Raw genomic sequence first — 16,610 nt, forward strand, 5'->3', positions numbered from 1 at the left:
GGGTGGGTACTTGCCGGCGGCCTGCAACAGGTCGGCGCGGTTGACCCCGGCCGCGCGGACCTCGATCACCACCTCACCCCTGGCGGCCGACACCGCAGGCACCTCATGCCAGAGCAAACGGTCGGCGTCGGTCACGATGGCGCGCACCGTGCTCACGCTACTTCCCCGCTGGAAAACCCGGCAGGAACCCTCAGATCGCCTAACATAACGTCATGGGCGGGACCATGACGGGGCGGTCACCTGGTCCTCTACCGGGACTCGATCCTGCAGAGCAGCAAGCCTGGGAGAGTTTTCTGGGCGCGGCGTTGCGTGTCTACGGCTCGCTCAATCGGGTGCTGTCCGAAGAGCACAGTCTCAATCTGGCCGATGTTCGGCTGTTGGAGATTCTGTGCAGTTCCGAGTCTGGCGCGGCCCGGATGGGTGACCTCGCAATGCAATTGGTGTCGTTGCCCAGTCGCGTCACCCGTCAGATCCGACGGCTTGAACAAGCCGGTCTGGTGCGGCGGCAGGCCAGTCCCGACGATGGCCGCGGCGTGCTGGCGGCGGTCACCGACGAGGGCCGGGACGTTCTGGCGTTGGCGATCGTGACCTACGCGCAGGCGGTACGGCAACGATTCGTGCGTCCGTTGACGCGGAGCCAGATGTCGTCGTTGGGGGAGAACTGCGAGCGGATCAGCGCCGCGCTGAAGTCGTCGAGCCCGGATGGCAAGGTGAAGGCGTCGAGTCCGGACGGCAAGGCGAGTCGACGCTGATTCGCCGCCCGCTACGCTTGTCGGCTGGGTCTGATTCGCCGCCCGCTACGCTTGTCGGCTGGGTCTGATTCGCCGCCCGCTACGCTTGTCGGCTGGGTCTGATTCGCCGCCCGCTACGCTTGTCGGCGGTGGCGTGGCAGAGCGGCCTAATGCACTCGCCTTGAAAGCGAGAGACGGCTAACACCGTCCGGGGGTTCAAATCCCTCCGCCACCGCGGCACCGCCTCGGCTTAGGAACAGCGTCAGGCTGTCCGCTCGGTCAACCGGATCACCGGCAACTCGCGATCGGTCTGCTGCTGATAGCGGGTGAATCTGGGCGATGCGGCGACGATCGCGCGCCACGCGGCCTCCCGTTCCTCGCCGTGCAGTTGCGCCGCGCTCACCGGGATGCTTCGTCCTTCGATTTCGATCTGCACACGGTCGGGATGCGCGGCGATGTTGTAGTACCAGGCGGGATTTCGGGGCGCTCCCGCCGCGGAAGCGACGATCAGCCAACTGCCGTCGGCGCCGGGAAACCACACCAGCGGCGTGCTCCGCGGTTGGCCGCTCTTGCGTCCGATGGTGGTCAGCACCACACCGTCGGTGCCGCCCATCAGCCTGCCGCCCTTACGGATACGTCTGGTGATCAGGCTGTTCATCAGGTGCAGCAGCCGCCCGCCGGGCTGGCGCGCGCCCGTCGTCCCATTCTTGGTCGTGAAACTCATGGATTCGTCAGTCCCCGATCCTTCAATAGCGCCTGGGCCGCCCGGCGTCCGCTGACCAGCGCCCCCTGGATCGACGACGTATCACGATGGTCACCGGCGACGTAGATGCCCTCCGCCGTGCGCACCGGGCGCTGGAGGTTGAACGGCACCGGCATCGCCGGCAGCGCGTAGCGAATCGGGTAACTGGCGATGAGCTCCCAGCCCTGCGTCGGCCGACCGTAGAGCCAGGCCAGATGGTCACGAACTGCGTTGTCCTGCTCGGGGGTGTCCCACGCACCCAGCGCCGAGGCCGCAATCAGCGCGCTGTCCGGAGGGGCGTAGTCGGGTGCGGCGTGACTGAGCACCACGGTGTTGACCAGCGGTCCGCGGCCAGACCCGTCGAGGGTGAGCACGGCCTCGCCGTCGGCAAGTTCGGCCGGGGCGCAGTCGGGCCGGTAGTACCAGGTGGTGACCGAGCGCGCCGCGGGTGCCGCAACGCCCGGCACGAATCCAGCGGCGGTCCTCGGATCGGTCGCGACGATGACGGCCTCGGCGGAGTGCGTGTCACCGTCGACCACGTCGACCCGGTGCTGCGCGACGGCGGCAACTCGATGGCCGAGTCGCACGTCGACCCCGGCGGCGAGTTGTTCGGGGATGCGCTGCATGCCCAGGGCCGGCACGCTCGGGGTGCCTCGTACGAACGACTTGAGCACGACGTCCAGGAAGCGCCGCGACGTCGTCAACTCGGCGTCCAGGAAGACCCCGGACAGGAAGGGGCGAAGCACCGTCTCCAGCAGCGTGTGATCCACGCCGGCCCGGCGCAGTGCCTCCTCGCTGGTGACGTCCGGAGCGTGGCCCAGGGACGGGACCGACCGGACGGCGCAGGAGGCCGCGTAGGCACCGAAGCGGGCGATCGACAGCGGCGAGCCGACACGTGCACGTAGCGACGGCACGGCCCACGAGGGCTTGCGGAGGGGATCGGCGACCCGCTGCACCCGGCGGCGTCCGCCGCGGTCGACCACGATGCGGGCGCCGGCAACGAAAGGCTTCAAGTCGAGCGCGCGATGGTCAAGGACGCGAGCGCCCTCGGGGTAGGCCGGGTTGTACAGCTGGAAGCCACGGTCAAGCCGGTAACCGCCGACGACGTCGGTCCGAACCCGACCGCCCACGGCATCGGAGCCTTCGAGCACGGTGACCTCGACGCCGTGGCGGGTGAGATGTCGGGCGGCGGCCAGACCGGCCAGTCCGGCTCCCACGATCACGACGGCCATGGCGCCCACGGTAGTCGTCTAGGGACGGCGAACGTCGGGACCGCGTGTCGGTGGTTCAGACCGGCGGCACGTCGAGACGCGGTTGCAGCCGGGCGCCGCGGCGGTTGGTCTCCTTAGCGGCGGCTCGGGGGGCCCGGCGGGCTCAAACTCGCGGGCGCACTCCAGGACCGAGGTCTCGCTGATCAATCCGTAGCGCAGCATCAAGTCGACGGGGTTCAGGCGGAGCGTGGTGCCCGGCCGGATCAGGTTGTCGGCGGTGACTAGCCGGCCCTCGTCGCGCGCCAGGTAGTACGCCGATTGTGACACTCCCAGCGCTTCGACGATCTCCGCGGCGCGAAGTTGGCGACCGACGAGATAGGACAGCGGGTGAACTCTATCTTCAGAGTGCCGATCCCCGCTCACGACGGCGGGTCGACGCAGGCTGATCAAGCAGCGACAACAAGACTTCCGCCGCCATCGCAGCAACACCGATTCAGTGAATTCTTTGCTCCAAATCCGCAGTATTCTGAGAGTTAACTGCTATTTTGCTGTGATGGAGGCCTGCGACGCGGTCGGTGTCGGCACCCACCCGTTGCGTCGCCGTGCAGAGCAATCGCGCCACCGTCTCGTACATCTCTACCTGTGGTTGGTAGCGGGGGCGTTCGCTGGTGCACTCGGGATAGCCCTCGCAACACCCCCTATCGCTTACGCCGATTCCGATTCGGAGGTGTCCTCAACCCGGAGCGGCCACTCCGCACGAAGTGCGGCGGATTCATCGAAAGCCTCATCGGCTGCCGACTCGCCGGTGCGCACGTCCACAGTGCCACGGCCCTCCTCGACGGTGTCCGGTGCGACGAGGGCATCCGCAGCCGACGATGACCCTACGGATGTCCCGGGCACTCTCGCAGAGGCCGCTGTCTCTCAGGCCGCTGTCTCTCAGGCCACTGTCGGGCAGAGCACCGCTCCTCCGTCGGCCACGGGATGGTCAGTCACCCCCGGTACCACCAAGGCGACCGTCGCGCCCGCACCTCTCCCGACATCCGGGCCGACGACCTTTAACTTCGGGTTCGGCAACGTTGGCTCCAACAACTTCGGCTCTGGTAACCAAGGTGATTGGAACTTCGGCGACGGAAACCTGGGTTCGGGAAATGTTGGGTCGGGGAACCTAGGCAGCAAGAACGTCGGTCTCGGCAACACCGGCACGGGTAACTTCGGCGGCGGCAACTCCGGTACGGGCAACATCGGGTTCGGCAACACCGGTACGGGCAATATCGGGATCGGGTTGACTGGCGACAACCAGATCGGGTTTGGCGGGTTCAACTCCGGCACCGGCAACATCGGGTTGTTCAACTCCGGCACCGGCAACATCGGGTTCTTCAACTCCGGCACCGGCAACTGGGGCTTGGGCAACTCCGGCAGATACAACACGGGAAGCTTCAACGCCGGGGACGCCAACACCGGGGATGCCAACGTCGGCCACAAGAACACCGGGTCGTTCAACGTAGGTAACTCCAACAGCGGCAATTTCAACAGCGGCAGCACCAACTCCGGCGACTTCAACAGCGGTGACCTCAACACCGGATGGTTCAACTCCGGCAGTTCCAACACCGGCCTGTTCAACTCCGGCTACCTCAACACCGGCGCCTTCAACTCCGGCAACGCCAGCAACGGCTTCTTCGAGACCGAGGACAACCAGAATTGGTTTCCCGGCATCGTTGTGGAATACATGCTCCCCGGGATCACGGTTGACGAGACGCTCCCGCTCGACATCGGCACGCAGATTCCGGTCGGACCGCTGACCGTGACGGTCGGACCGACGACAGTAGTTGCCCACGTCACCGGCACCACCGGACCGATCAAACTGACCGTCATCGACATCCCCGCAGGCCCCGGCTTGTTCAACACCAGCACCGTTGCTTCGTCCGGATTCTTCAACACCGGCGCAGGCGGCGGCTCGGGTGTTCTGAATACCGGCGCAGGCCTAGTCTCCGGCTTCTTCAATCTCGCGGCGATTTTCGGCGCCGGGCTGTCGGGCTTCTCGAACTCGGGCTCGGGCTCGGGGTTCTCGAATCTGGGCTCGTCTGTGTCGGGTTTTCGCAACACCAGCTCTTTGCAACTCTCCGAGCCGGCGTTGCTTTCCGGTTTCGAGAACTTCGGTGCTGCGCTTTCCGGTTGGTATGTCAACGGGGTGACCGGAGGGTCGACGTTCAATCTCGGTGCGGGCAATGTGGGTTCGCTGAACTTCGGTGACGGCAACTTCGGGGACAACAACCTCGGTGCGGGCAATGACGGCAGCGGCAACTGGGGCTTCGGGAATATCGGTGATGCGAACCTCGGCTCGGGTAACGACGGGGACAAGAACCTCGGCGGTGGAAACATCGGGTCGGGCAACCTGGGGTCGGGCAACCTGGGCAGCAATAACTGGGGCTGGGGCAACAACGGCAGCGGTAACTTCGGTGGCGGTAACACCGGTAACGGCAACATCGGTTTCGGCAATACCGGCAACGGCAACATCGGTATCGGTCTGACCGGGGATAACCAGTTCGGCATCGGGGGGTTCAATTCCGGTAGCGGCAACAAGGGTCTGTTCAACTCCGGCACCGGCAATACCGGCATCTTCAATTCCGGGACGAACAACTGGGGCTTCGGCAATGCCGGCATCCTCAACACCGGGTTGTTCAACACCGGCAACACCAACACCGGACTGGGCAACTCCGGGAATCTCAACACCGGCTCGCACAACGCGGGTCAGTCCAACACCGGAAACGCCAACGCCGGCATCCTCAACACCGGTGTGGCCAACATCGGCGATGGCAACACCGGCTGGTCGAACACCGGTGACGGCAATACCGGCTGGGTCAACACCGGCAACATCAACACCGGCGCCTACAACACCGCCACCGGTTCCAACGGGCTGTTCTGGCGTCGCGACGACGGCGGCCAGTTCAACATCGACCTCGGCGCGGACCTCTCCCAGATCCCGATCACGCTCAACGCCGACATCCCGGTCAACATCCCGATCACCGCAGAGCTGACCAACCCGATCGCGATCCCGAGCATCGACCTGCCGGTCAGTCCGATCGACACCAGCATCACCACCCAGTTCGAACTCGCGCCGGGCATCAACGCCGACGTGGTGATCAACGCGGTCGGGTCGCTGGGGCCGATCACGTTCCCGGGCACCAATGTCACTGTGCCGCAGTTGGTCGGAACTCTGGGCGGGCCGGGCACCTCGATCCCGATCGTGCTCAACGGCACCCTCGGGCCCGGCCGGATCTCGCTGTTCCGCCTGGGCGGGCCCGGGTTGTTCAACTCCTCCGATCTGCCCTCCTCGGGGCTGTTCAACTACGGCGGCGGTGCACAGTCGGGATTCTTCAATTCCGGTTTCGGAGCCACCTCCGGGTGGATGAACGAGGCGTTGCAGGCGGGTCTGTCCGGCGCGAACAACACCGGTTCGGGGTCGGGCTTTGACAATCTGGGCGGGGATATCTCGGGGTATGGCAACACCAGCACCCTGGACCCGGCGCTGTCGGCGTTCGTCTCGGGGCTGCTCAACCTCGGCACGAACCTGTCGGGTCTGTTCGTCAACTTCGGGTCCGGATCAGCAAGAAGCGGATCGGGGTCTCCCAAAGCCCAGGGCGGCTGGTCGCTCGGCATCGACACCAACGTCGACATCTCCGAGATCCCGATCAACCTCACCGGTGACATCGGTCTCAACGTCCCTCTCAGCGCCAGCCTGACCGGGCCCATTACCATCGACGGATTCAGCATCCCCACCATCCCCGGCCAGCTGGTGAGCCCCAGCTCTTTGAGCCTCACAGTCCCGAATCTGTTCGGTCCGGCCAATATTCCGCTGACCTCAGACATCGGGATCGGGCCGATCACGGTGCCCGACATCAACATCACCTCCGCCGATCCGCTGTTGTCCGGCTTGATCGGCGGCCCGGGGGTGTCGATCCCGATCAATATCAGCGGCGCCATCGGCCCGAACTACGGTCCCGGCGGAGGCGGCAACGCGAAGTTCAGCCTCACTCGTACCGACACCCCCGGACTCGGGGCGGACATCCACGCCAACGTCGCCCAAACCCCGATCAAACTCAACGCCGATATCCCGGTCGACATCCCCTTCGTCGCCGACTTCGCTGACCTCACCCTGCAGGGCTTCAAAATCCCCGGCTTCAACGTCACCACCACGAACTGGCAGACGGTGCGCAACCAGCCCACGTCAGCACCGCTGGGCAACGTGTTCCTCGACTTCAACGTGCCCGGAACGGTATTGCCCGTCGGCGAAATCAACGTTGATCCGATAACGATCGGACTGCCGACGTTGTCGGGCAACATCGGCGGACCCGGCGCCGGGTTCGGGCTCAACCTCGACGGCGGGCTCGGGCCGTTCACGATCGGTGTTCCGATCGGCCTGACGACGGATCCGCTCGGCATCAACGTCGATCAGGTTCAGATCAGCCAGATCCCGATCTCCGCGAACGTGGCCGTCCCGGTCGACCTCCCGGTCAGCCTCAGCGCCACCCCGCTCACCATCTCCCCGATCACCATTCCCCAGATCACCATCGGCACCGCCCCGGTGGGCAACACCCTGGGCGGCCTGGTCTTCCAGGGAGCGATCAAGGGCAACACGACACCGCCGGCCGCCGGCACCTTCCGGCCCATGTGCGCTCAGGTCTGCGTCGCGCTGCAGCTGTCGCCGGTCGTTAGCCTCGGCCCGATCACGACCGGCCCGATCGAACTCGGCTTCCCGGCCGATCAGGTGCTGTCGCTGAACATCGGCGGCCCCGGCAAGGGTGCCGTCGTCGATGTCAACGCTCTGCTGGGTCCGATCGTCGCGTCGCTGGCCAACGGCACCATCCAGGAGTTCCCCTACTCCTACGTCGTGAAGGCCGGCGTCGACGTGCCCATTGACGGAAGCACGGGCTCATTCGATCTGCAGCAGACCGATCTGTCGATCCCCTTGCAGGCTCTGCTCTACCAGCGGGTGGGCTACTGTGCCGCCTTGGGCGTCACGTGCTCGGGTGGCTTGACCGTCGGCACTTTCAACACGTACGTCAACGGGGGTAGCCCGGCCGGCTCCGCTCCTGGGCCGTTCCCATCGGCCATCGCGGCAACGAGCTCGGTACTCGCTGACACGGATCTGGGAGGGCCCATCGGCCCCATGACACTGCTCCCAGGGATGACGATCAGCCAGGGCATCACAAGCGACACCACTCTCAGCGGCAGCGGAACGCTCGGGCCGTTCCCACTTTCGTCTGCGGCGTAAGCGGTCAACGAGTCAGGCGCGGCCCGAGCCGTGCAGCAGTGCGCCTTCTCGCACTGCTCGCCGCAGGCGTGAGATTCCCTCGTCGGAGGTGGAAACAGGGTGCCTAGTCGCCGGTGAAGTTCGGCGGACGCTTCTCGAACATTGCGGTGACGGCTTCTTTGAGGTCTCGTGACGGCAGGAACGCCGAGTTCCACGCCGCCACGTAGCGCAGGCTCGCCGCCACGGCATCGGTGCGCTGCTCGTCGAGCACATCTTTGATGCCGCGCACTGTCAGCGGCGAGTTCGCCGCGATCTCTGCCGCGGTGGCGTGCGCGGCCGCCAGGACCGCGTCGGCGTCGGGCAGTACCTCATTGACCAAGCCGATCTTCTCGGCGCGGGCGGCGTCGATGTCCTTGCCGGTCAACGCCAATTCGCGCAGGTGACCATCCGAGAGGATGTAGGGCAGCCGGGCCAGGCTGCCGACGTCGGCGACGATCGCCAGTTTCACCTCGCGCACCGAGAACTTCGCATCGGCGCTGGCGTAGCGGATGTCCACCGCACTGATCAGATCGACCCCGCCCCCGATGCACCACCCGTGGATCGCGGCGATGGTCGGGGTCCGGCAGTCGGCCACCGCGGTGATCGAGTCCTGCAGGCGCCTGACCTCGGTGTGGAATTTCGCCCGCGGGCGGGCCGAAGCCGCCGAATCGCCGTCAACCGACGGTAGGGTGCCGCCCATCGCCAGCAGGTCCAGTCCGTAGCAGAAATTCTTCCCCGAACCGTTGAGCACGATGGCCCGCACCTCGGGGTCGGCGTCGAGTTCGCCGAACGCCACCGGCATCTCGTTCCAGAACGCCGGACCCATGGCGTTGCCCTTGCCCGGCCCGAGCAGGGTGACCTGGGCGACGTTGTCCTTGACCTCGATGGCGAGGGATTCGTAGGTGCTCATGGCCACCAAATTACGGCGGGCCGACCTCAGATGTACATCGCGGGGTCGATGTAGCAGGTCGGATCGACGAGCGGTTCGCGCTGCTTCTCGCCCCGCGGCCGGACCACCGCGGGAATTCCGGTGGCGATCGACTCCGGTGGAACATCATGGGTGACAACGGCATTAGCGCCGACGGCGCTGTCGGCGCCGATGAACACCGGGCCCAGAACCTTGGCGCCGGCGCCCACGGTGACCCGGTCACCGATGGTGGGGTGGCGCTTGCCGTGCTCGAGGGACCGCCCGCCGAGGGTGACGCCGTGGTAGAGCATGACGTCGTCGCCGATCTCGGCGGTCTCCCCGATCACCACACCCATGCCGTGGTCGATGAAGAACCGCTGCCCGATCGTCGCTCCCGGGTGGATCTCGATGCCGGTCAGCACGCGCGTCAGTTGGCTCAGGATCCGCGCCGGTCCCCGCAATGCCGGCACAGCCCACATCCGGTGCGCCAGTCGGTAGGACCAGATCGCGTGCAGACCGGAGTACACCAGCGCGTTCTCGACGTCACCGCGGGCCGCCGGGTCGTGCAGGCGGGCGTTGCGCAGGTCCTCGCGCAGGGTGGACCGCAGGGTCACGGCTTAATCCCTGATGTCCTCGAAAAGGACTGTGGAGATGTAGCGCTCGCCGTAGTCGCACACCACCGCGACGATCAGCTTGCCGGCGTTCTCCGGACGCTTGGCCAGGTCCAGGGCCGCCCAGATGATGGCCCCGGTGGAGATGCCGCTGAGGATGCCTTCCTCGGTGCCCAGGTCGCGGGCCACCCGCAGGGCGTCGTCGAGTTCGACGTCGATGATCTCGTCGTAGCTGGTCCGGTCGAGCACCTCGGGCACGAAATTGGCGCCGATGCCCTGGATCTTGTGCGGGCCGGCCTTGCCTTCGGTCAACAGCGGGGAGTCCTTGGGCTCCACCCCGACGATCTGCACCGAGGGTTTGCGGGCCTTGAGCACCCGGCTGACCCCGGTGATGGTGCCGCCGGTGCCGATCCCGGCCACGAAGATGTCGACCTCGCCGTCGGTGTCGGCCCATACCTCCTCGGCGGTGGTCTTCTCGTGGATGGCCGGGTTGGCGGGGTTGGCGAACTGATTGGCCGCGATCGCGTTGGGGGTGGTGGCGATGATCTGCTTGGCCCGATCCACCGCGCCGGCCATCCCCTCCGACCCGGGGGTGAGCACGATCTCGGCGCCGTAGGCGCGCAACATCACCCGGCGTTCGGTGGACATGGTCTCCGGCATGGTCAGGATCACGTGATAGCCGCGGGCCGCGCCGATCATGGCCAGGGCTATGCCGGTGTTGCCGCTGGTGGCCTCGACGATGGTGCCGCCGGGTTTGAGTTCACCGGATTGTTCGGCGGCGTCGATGATCGCCGCGCCGATGCGGTCCTTGACGCTGTTGGCCGGGTTGTAGAACTCGAGTTTGGCGACCACGGTGGCGTCGAGTCCCTCGGTCAGCCGGTTGAGCCGGACCAGTGGGGTGCGGCCGACCAACTCGCTGACATTGTTATAGATCCTGCCCACGGCTGAATCCCTCCTCGAGGCTGTTGCTGGCTTCCACGCTAACCGTTCGGTGCGGATGGCCCGGTCAGCGGCGTATCCACGAACCGGCGAAGGTGAGGAACGCGTCGTTCTCTTCAGCCGCTCCGATGCTGACCCGGGCCCCTTCGTTGCCGTAGGGGCGAACCAGGACCCGGGCCTGCTCGGTGGCCTGGGTGGCGAAGTCGACGGTCTCGGCGCCCAGTGGCAGCCACACGAAATTGGCCTGTGACGCCGGAACGGTGTAGCCCAGTTCGGTCAGGGCATCTGCGACCCGGCGCCGCTCGTCGACGACGGCGTGGGTGCGGGCCAGCAGTTCGTCGACAGCCTGCAGCGAGGCGATCGCCGCAGCCTGCGAGACGGTGCTGGCGGTGAACGGCACGTACACCTTGCCCAGGGCGGTGATCACCTCCGGATCGCCGACGGCGTAGCCGATCCTCAGGCCGGCCAGCCCGTAGGCCTTCGAAAAAGTCCTCAAGACGACGACATTCGGGTAAGTCTGCGCCAGGCCGAGGCTGTCGGGCAGCATGCCGTCGCGGATGTACTCGACGTAGGCCTCGTCGATACACACCAGGACCTCCGGCGGCACCGCGGCCACGAATCGGTTCAGCTCGTCGGGGTCGACGACGGTGGAGGTGGGGTTGTTCGGGTTGCACACGAAGATCAGCCGGGTGCGGTCGGTGATCGCGGCGAGCATCGCGTCCAGGTCGAAGGTGTTCTCCCGAAGTGGCACCTGCACCGGGGTGGCGCCGGCCACCCTCACCTGCAGGGGGTAGACCTCGAAACTGCGCCAGCCGAACACCACCTCATCGCCCACCGAGCAGGTGATCTGGATCAGTTGCTGGCAGAGGCTCACCGATCCGCAGCCCACCGCGATCCGCTCTGGTGGGATGTCGCCGTCCTTGCTGAGGAACCCGGCCAGGTGCTCCTTGAGCTCGACGTGGCCGTTGTCCGGGTAGCGGTTGATGGTCTCGGTGGCCTCGGCGATGGCCGCCCGCACGCTGGGCAGCGGGCCGTGCACCGTCTCGTTGCTGGCCAGCTTGATGGCCCCCGGCACGGTCTTGCCCGGGGTGTAGGCCGGCAGGCCGGCCAGCTCTGGGCGCAATCGGACGGTCACGGGGCCAAGTCTAGGTGGGCCGTCCCCGGCCCCGGGCCTCGCCGCCGAGTGTGCGTCCACCGCGGTAACCCGGCCTGATTTTCGCCGTGACTTCACGTTCGTTGCCTCGACAGCGCGGCGTTGCCTTCCTCCGCGGCGGCTGTGTAACCTCGACGACCGGCGGTTCCGGGGCCTGCGATGGCTCCGGTACGCTCATGTGGTTCAGGAGGCGTGCCAGAGCGGCCGAATGGGACTCACTGCTAATGAGTTGTCCCCCTTACAGGGGACCGGAGGTTCAAATCCTCTCGCCTCCGCCGCGGTCGAATGCTCGGCCACGACAACTGAAGACCGGCGCCCGTAGCTCAACGGATAGAGCATCTGACTACGGATCAGAAGGTTAGGGGTTCGAATCCCTTCGGGCGCACTCTCTACCAGCGGAAGACATCGCGCGTTATGAGTGGGTTTCCCGAAATCCGCTACTTTTCAGTCGCTGCCAGCTGTGATCTCAGAATGCCGCCCGGCAACGGTAGTGAAGCCTCGGTTGGTACCGCGTCTGTTCCCGTGGGCCGCCGCCGGCGTGAAACAGCCGATTTGAGCCGCGTTCAGGTCCTGGCGTCGTAACCGATCCATTCGATCCAAGGATGGCCGACTGTTGACGTTTTTATTGTTCAGTGATCCGTTCGTTCCGGCGTAGCGACGCGGAGGCGATCTGCAGCGCCGCTCCGTCAAGAGGATCAGCCCGGAACTCAGCAGACTCGCGTACAACAAGCTGACCCTCATCGATGCTGCCGGAATCATCAATGATTTGCGCGTGCCGCCTAAAAGTCGGCTGGAGAAGCTGGCCGGCGACCGAGTCGGTCAGGACAGCGTGCGGGTGAACGACCGATGGCGAATCTGCTTCACCTGGAGCGCTGGCGGTGCGTCGAACGTCGAGTTCGTCGACTACCACTAGCCCCCTTGATGAACCATATAGTGGCGCGACGACATTCGAGACATGCTGTAACCCGAGCAACTCGTCCGGTCCCGCGTGCCGTGAGGTGAAACGCCTATGTTGAAGATCAGCCGCAGCCGAGTTTCGCGCGCGACCGCTGCCGCGGCCGCATGGACGGTGATGTTCGGAGGTCCGACCACCGCGGCTCATGCCGCCCCGCCGGAACTCGCTCGGGAACCGATGGTCATCGCGCATCGGGCCGGAACCGGCGACTTCCCGGAGAACACCCTCTTGGCCCTGGAAAAGGCTGTTGAGGCCGGTGTTGACGGCGTGTGGCTTACCGTCCAGGCCAGCAGTGACGGGGTGCCGGTGTTGTACCGCCCTGCCGACCTGGCCGCCCTGACCGACGGCAGCGGGCCGGTCAACTCCCTTACTGCACAACAACTTCAGCAACTCAACGCTGGCTGGAACTTCACCGGCGATACTGACGGCTATCCGTACCGGCAACAACCTGTCCATATCCCGACCCTGGTGCAGGCCATCGGCGCGACCCCTCCGGATATGCCGCTGTTTCTCGACCTCAAACAAACTCCCGCACAGCCCCTGGTTTCCGCTGTCACCCAGGTGCTGCGAGAAACCGAGGCAGCGCGACGTTCGGTTGTGTACTCCACTGATGCCGATATCACCGCCGCATCAATATCGGAGGGTCTGCAGGTCGCGGAGAGCCGCGACGCCACCCGGCTGCGGCTGCTGAACATGGCGATGAACGGGCGTTGCGACCCGGCACCTGATCCCGGTAGGTGGGCGGGATTCGAGATGCGCCGCGACATCACTGTCACCGAGAAGTTCACCCTGGGAATCGGCGTCTCGCCGGTGGCCGCCGAGTTGTGGGACCCCGCCTCCGTCGAGTGCTTCACCGCCGGATCGGACATGAAAGTCATCGGCTTCGCGGTCAACACCCCCGATGACTACCAATTGGCGGAGAAGGCGGGTCTGGACGCGGTACTCGTCGACTCGCCCCTGGCCGCCCGACAGTGGCGAGGTCAGTAAGGCCGCAGGCGACATTCACCCGCTCGCTAGAGAGCGTGGTGATCCCCATGACGACAAAGCTTTTCGACGCGGGGTCAAGCCTGCGGGCCGTCTGTATCGGCACTGCGGGTGGACATGTGAAACCGTCGGGCGGATCCTTCGGTCATGCGTAACAGTGACTCCCCGCGACTCGCGCTCGATGCCATCCGCGCGGCTCCCCTGGTGCGGCGCAGGACGCGGTAACCCATTTCCGAGTGGCTCCTGGGTCCATGGACGCAGATTCGGACTGCCCCAGTCTCTTGCCGGACATCTGCGACATCGACGTCGATCCCGCCGAGCAGGTAGCATCGGCAAACAACAACCTCGGCCGCCGGTGCGGTCGATCACAACGGGACGCAACCTTCCTGTCGGGCTGCATTGAGGAGGCACGTGTCCTCCGCGCAAAGACCGCCAGCCGCATCGGGAGCGGACGCGCTGCCCCCGGATATCGCAACCAGTCCGCTGCGCAACTCCGATGCCACCTACATCATTCGTTCCGGCGCAGCGGCGGAGTCACGCCTTGAGCTGTTGGCCCGCATCTGCTGGCCGGCAACTGAGCAGTTCCTCCATCGGCGCAGCGCGATCCGTGGTCGCGTGCTCGACGTCGGGTGCGGCAGTGGCGACGTGGCAATGCGTATGATCGCGGCCGGTGCGGACGAGGCCGTCGGCATCGACATCAACGCAGAGGTGGTGGCTATCGCGCAGGCACGCACCGCGGCATTGGGCTCGGCCGCCACCTTCCGCTTGGCGGGCATCGACGATGTGGGCGGCGCGGATCTTCGTGACTTCGACGTGGTCTACTCCCGGTGTGTGCTGAGCCATCTCCCCGATCCGCGAGCGGCGATGGCGGCGCTGTGGCGTGCCGTTACCCCCGGTGGAGTCCTGATGATCGAGGATGTCGAGGTAGCAGCCACCTGGGGTTCACCACCCAGCGCCGCGCTGGCGCGCTACCGCGAGCTGTATGTGGCCGCGGCGAACGCCAACGGCGCGAGCCCCGCGGTCGGGGCCGAGCTGGCCTGCTTCCTGCACGACCTGGGTGCCACCGAGGTGGAGGTCGACCTCACGCAGCCGGTGTTGCGCACCCCCGAGGACCAGATGATCCACGCGGTGACCATGGACGCCATCGCGAACCCGGTCATCATGCGAGGACTTGCCAGCGCGGAAGAGGTCGACGGTCTTGTGCGGACGCTTACGGACTACGCGCACGCACCCGGCACGGTCTCGACGCTCCCGCGTATCGTGCAGGTGTCCGGCCGCCGGCCGGTTTCGAGGGGCAACGCGTAGGCACTGCACGCTCGGGAGCACGGTCACGACAATGACGTTGCCGCACCTGTCTTTTGGCCCGCGCAGTGCCAGTTGGGGGTCAGCAGTTCCGCTTCTGCGGCGCGGATGCAGGAGTGGCTGTTCTCGTTCATCCGCCCCATCAACGCGGTGTTCTTAGCTGGGAGCAGCTGCAGGCGGGCGGGTGACCTGCCCGTCCATTAGGATCGACTCGATCCGGCTGAACTGAGGACACGTTGGATGACCTCGAAACTCTTCTCGGCGGCGGGCCGACTGATGAGCAAACCGTCGATGCGACCGCTCACTCGCGCGTTCAGCGATCTGCACGCGCGGCTGTATCGCGCCACCGGCGGGGCGGTGCAGACCCGGAGATACCCGACGATGCTGCTGACCGTCACCGGCCGACGGACGGGTGCACCGCGCACCGTGCCGCTGATCTACATCCGCGATGGCGTGCATCTGGTGATCGCTGCGGCCTACGCGGGCAGCGACAGCGACCCAGAGTGGTGGCTCAACTTGCGGGCCAACCCGCTGGCCGTCGCGCAGATCAACGGTGAGCACTTCGCCGTCGAGGCCCGGCTCGCACGTGACGCCGCACGTGACGAATTGTGGCGACGACTGGTCGAGATGTATCCGTACTTCACCGACTACCAGCAGCGCACTGCACGGGTGATCCCGGTGGTCACCCTGACCCCCACCGAGAGTTCCGGCCCGACGTCGGCGCACTGAGGCCCGCAGTCCAAACCGACCGAGCCCAGGCCCGCCGCGGTCTCGGCAGCGATACCCGGATGCAGAACCGCCACCGGCCCACGCTGGATCCCCGGGTCTCAGACCGGCCGCCGAAAGACAGATCCGGCGTAGGCTCGCCCCATGCACCGCGCAATCAAGCGGCGGTGGCCCGAGTTTCCCTGTGCTCATGCGCATTGCGGTTTCCGGTAGCCACTCGCTGGGCAAGTCGACCCTCGTCGACGACTGGGTTGCCCGCCACCCTCACTTCACCCGCGAGGAGGAGCCCTACCGGGCATTGGGTCTCTACGGGCCCTACGAGATCCTGTTTCGTGACGAATCAACACGTCTGCACAACGGGATTCAGCTCTACTACAGCGTGAGCCGTGTGCATCGCTATGCCGCGCAAGTCGATGATGTGATCTTCGACCGGGCGCCGGTGGACTACCTTGCGTATTCGCAGTACACCGCCGACGTGGGGAGCACCGACATCGACGATGCGTTCGTGATGTCGATGGCGCCGGTCGTCATCGAGTCGCTGGACCGCCTCGACATCATCGCTTTCGTGCCGAAGTCCGACGATTGGCCGGTGGAGATGGAGGCGGACGGCATTCGCCCGACTGACAACGCATATCGCGACGCGGTCGATGCGGTCTTCAAACAGATTTACCGCGAGGGACGTTACGGGGTGATGGTGGGGGAGCGACGCCCACTCGTGGTCGAGTTGGTGGGCAGCCGGGAGGATCGGCTGGATCAGCTGACGCGGGCCGTCAATGAGGTGACCGGCCGAGATCGGGGACGTCGGGCCTGACGATTCGACCTGACGATTTCGGGCGATCAGCGCGGTAACCTCGCCGGCCAGTTCGATCTGCGGGAAGTGGCCGGGTCCGGTCAAGATCGCGACGGTGGCGGCGGGAACGTGGGTGCGGACCAGGTCGATCCAGGGTGAGTTCTGGCCGACGGCCAGCGGCGCACGCTTCAGCGCCGAGTCCATCGTCGTGCTCTGGATTGTCAGCAGCGGGACTGTGAAGTTGCTGCACTGCGGATACCCCCGCAGCG

The 16,610-nt window shown here is 66.0% G+C and carries 12 protein-coding genes, 3 tRNA genes and 2 pseudogenes; 10 read left to right on the forward strand and 7 right to left on the reverse strand.

Annotation, left to right across the window (positions count from 1 at the left end; genetic code table 11):
• A pseudogene (locus ADBZ5N_RS10825) lies at nucleotides 1-147 on the reverse strand (NAD(P)H-quinone oxidoreductase); the annotation flags it as partial.
• Nucleotides 148-212: 65 nt separating this feature from the next.
• Here ADBZ5N_RS10825 and ADBZ5N_RS10830 point away from each other — a divergent pair.
• Together ADBZ5N_RS10830 and ADBZ5N_RS10835 are read left to right on the forward strand one after the other, a co-directional pair.
• Nucleotides 213-752: a MarR family winged helix-turn-helix transcriptional regulator gene (locus tag ADBZ5N_RS10830; protein WP_526257492.1), complete on the forward strand. Its 540-nt coding sequence runs from the start codon at nucleotides 213-215 to the stop codon at nucleotides 750-752.
• A gap of 127 nt (nucleotides 753-879) precedes the next feature.
• Nucleotides 880-966: transfer RNA gene (locus tag ADBZ5N_RS10835), tRNA-Ser, on the forward strand.
• 27 nt (nucleotides 967-993) lie between these two features.
• On the opposite strand, the gene ADBZ5N_RS10840 is transcribed toward ADBZ5N_RS10835, so the two are convergent.
• Entirely contained in the window at nucleotides 994-1,455 is a 462-nt protein-coding gene (locus ADBZ5N_RS10840) for a nitroreductase family deazaflavin-dependent oxidoreductase (RefSeq protein ID WP_526257493.1), read from the reverse strand.
• On the reverse strand, nucleotides 1,452-2,705 hold the full coding sequence (locus ADBZ5N_RS10845; protein ID WP_526257494.1) for an FAD-dependent oxidoreductase: 1,254 nt from the start codon (nucleotides 2,703-2,705) through the stop codon (nucleotides 1,452-1,454). The genes ADBZ5N_RS10840 and ADBZ5N_RS10845 overlap by 4 nt, the downstream gene beginning before the upstream one ends.
• 1,033 nt (nucleotides 2,706-3,738) lie before the next feature.
• Here ADBZ5N_RS10845 and ADBZ5N_RS10850 point away from each other — a divergent pair.
• Nucleotides 3,739-7,956: pseudogene (locus tag ADBZ5N_RS10850) on the forward strand (beta strand repeat-containing protein); the annotation flags it as partial.
• A gap of 103 nt (nucleotides 7,957-8,059) precedes the next feature.
• Here ADBZ5N_RS10850 and ADBZ5N_RS10855 read toward each other — a convergent pair.
• The 4 genes from ADBZ5N_RS10855 to hisC form a co-directional block, all read right to left on the reverse strand.
• A complete protein-coding gene (locus ADBZ5N_RS10855) occupies nucleotides 8,060-8,884 on the reverse strand; it encodes a crotonase/enoyl-CoA hydratase family protein (RefSeq protein ID WP_526257495.1) in 825 nt (274 codons plus the stop codon).
• Nucleotides 8,885-8,910: 26 nt separating this feature from the next.
• A complete protein-coding gene (gene epsC, locus ADBZ5N_RS10860; RefSeq protein WP_526257496.1) occupies nucleotides 8,911-9,495 on the reverse strand; it encodes a serine O-acetyltransferase EpsC in 585 nt (194 codons plus the stop codon).
• A 3-nt stretch (nucleotides 9,496-9,498) separates the two neighbouring features.
• Nucleotides 9,499-10,434 (reverse strand): cysteine synthase A, encoded by a 936-nt coding sequence (gene cysK / locus ADBZ5N_RS10865; RefSeq protein ID WP_526257497.1) that lies wholly within the window; start codon nucleotides 10,432-10,434, stop codon nucleotides 9,499-9,501.
• A gap of 64 nt (nucleotides 10,435-10,498) precedes the next feature.
• Nucleotides 10,499-11,566: a histidinol-phosphate transaminase gene (gene hisC / locus ADBZ5N_RS10870; protein WP_526257498.1), complete on the reverse strand. Its 1,068-nt coding sequence runs from the start codon at nucleotides 11,564-11,566 to the stop codon at nucleotides 10,499-10,501.
• A 204-nt stretch (nucleotides 11,567-11,770) separates the two neighbouring features.
• Here hisC and ADBZ5N_RS10875 point away from each other — a divergent pair.
• The 7 genes from ADBZ5N_RS10875 (at nucleotide 11,771) to ADBZ5N_RS10905 (ending at nucleotide 16,362) form a co-directional block, all read left to right on the forward strand.
• Nucleotides 11,771-11,859 (forward strand) — tRNA-Ser (locus tag ADBZ5N_RS10875).
• 37 nt (nucleotides 11,860-11,896) lie between these two features.
• Nucleotides 11,897-11,969: transfer RNA gene (locus tag ADBZ5N_RS10880), tRNA-Arg, on the forward strand.
• Nucleotides 11,970-12,323: 354 nt separating this feature from the next.
• On the forward strand, nucleotides 12,324-12,497 hold the full coding sequence (locus tag ADBZ5N_RS10885) for a type II toxin-antitoxin system RelE/ParE family toxin (RefSeq protein ID WP_526257502.1): 174 nt from the start codon (nucleotides 12,324-12,326) through the stop codon (nucleotides 12,495-12,497).
• A 159-nt stretch (nucleotides 12,498-12,656) separates the two neighbouring features.
• Complete coding sequence (locus ADBZ5N_RS10890; RefSeq protein ID WP_526257503.1) at nucleotides 12,657-13,526, forward strand: glycerophosphodiester phosphodiesterase family protein; 870 nt, start codon at nucleotides 12,657-12,659, stop codon at nucleotides 13,524-13,526.
• Nucleotides 13,527-13,934: 408 nt separating this feature from the next.
• Nucleotides 13,935-14,828, forward strand: a complete 894-nt coding sequence (locus ADBZ5N_RS10895) for a class I SAM-dependent methyltransferase (protein ID WP_526257499.1) — start codon at nucleotides 13,935-13,937, stop codon at nucleotides 14,826-14,828.
• 237 nt (nucleotides 14,829-15,065) lie between these two features.
• The gene (locus tag ADBZ5N_RS10900; protein ID WP_526257500.1) at nucleotides 15,066-15,554 is read left to right on the forward strand and encodes a nitroreductase family deazaflavin-dependent oxidoreductase; all 489 of its coding nucleotides are present in this window, start codon (nucleotides 15,066-15,068) and stop codon (nucleotides 15,552-15,554) included.
• A 187-nt stretch (nucleotides 15,555-15,741) separates the two neighbouring features.
• A complete protein-coding gene (locus ADBZ5N_RS10905; protein ID WP_526257501.1) occupies nucleotides 15,742-16,362 on the forward strand; it encodes an AAA family ATPase in 621 nt (206 codons plus the stop codon).
• Nucleotides 16,363-16,610: the final 248 nt, after the last annotated feature.

Origin of the sequence: Mycobacterium sp. (genome assembly GCF_044370595.1) — a bacterium.
Lineage (GTDB): Bacteria > Actinomycetota > Actinomycetes > Mycobacteriales > Mycobacteriaceae > Mycobacterium.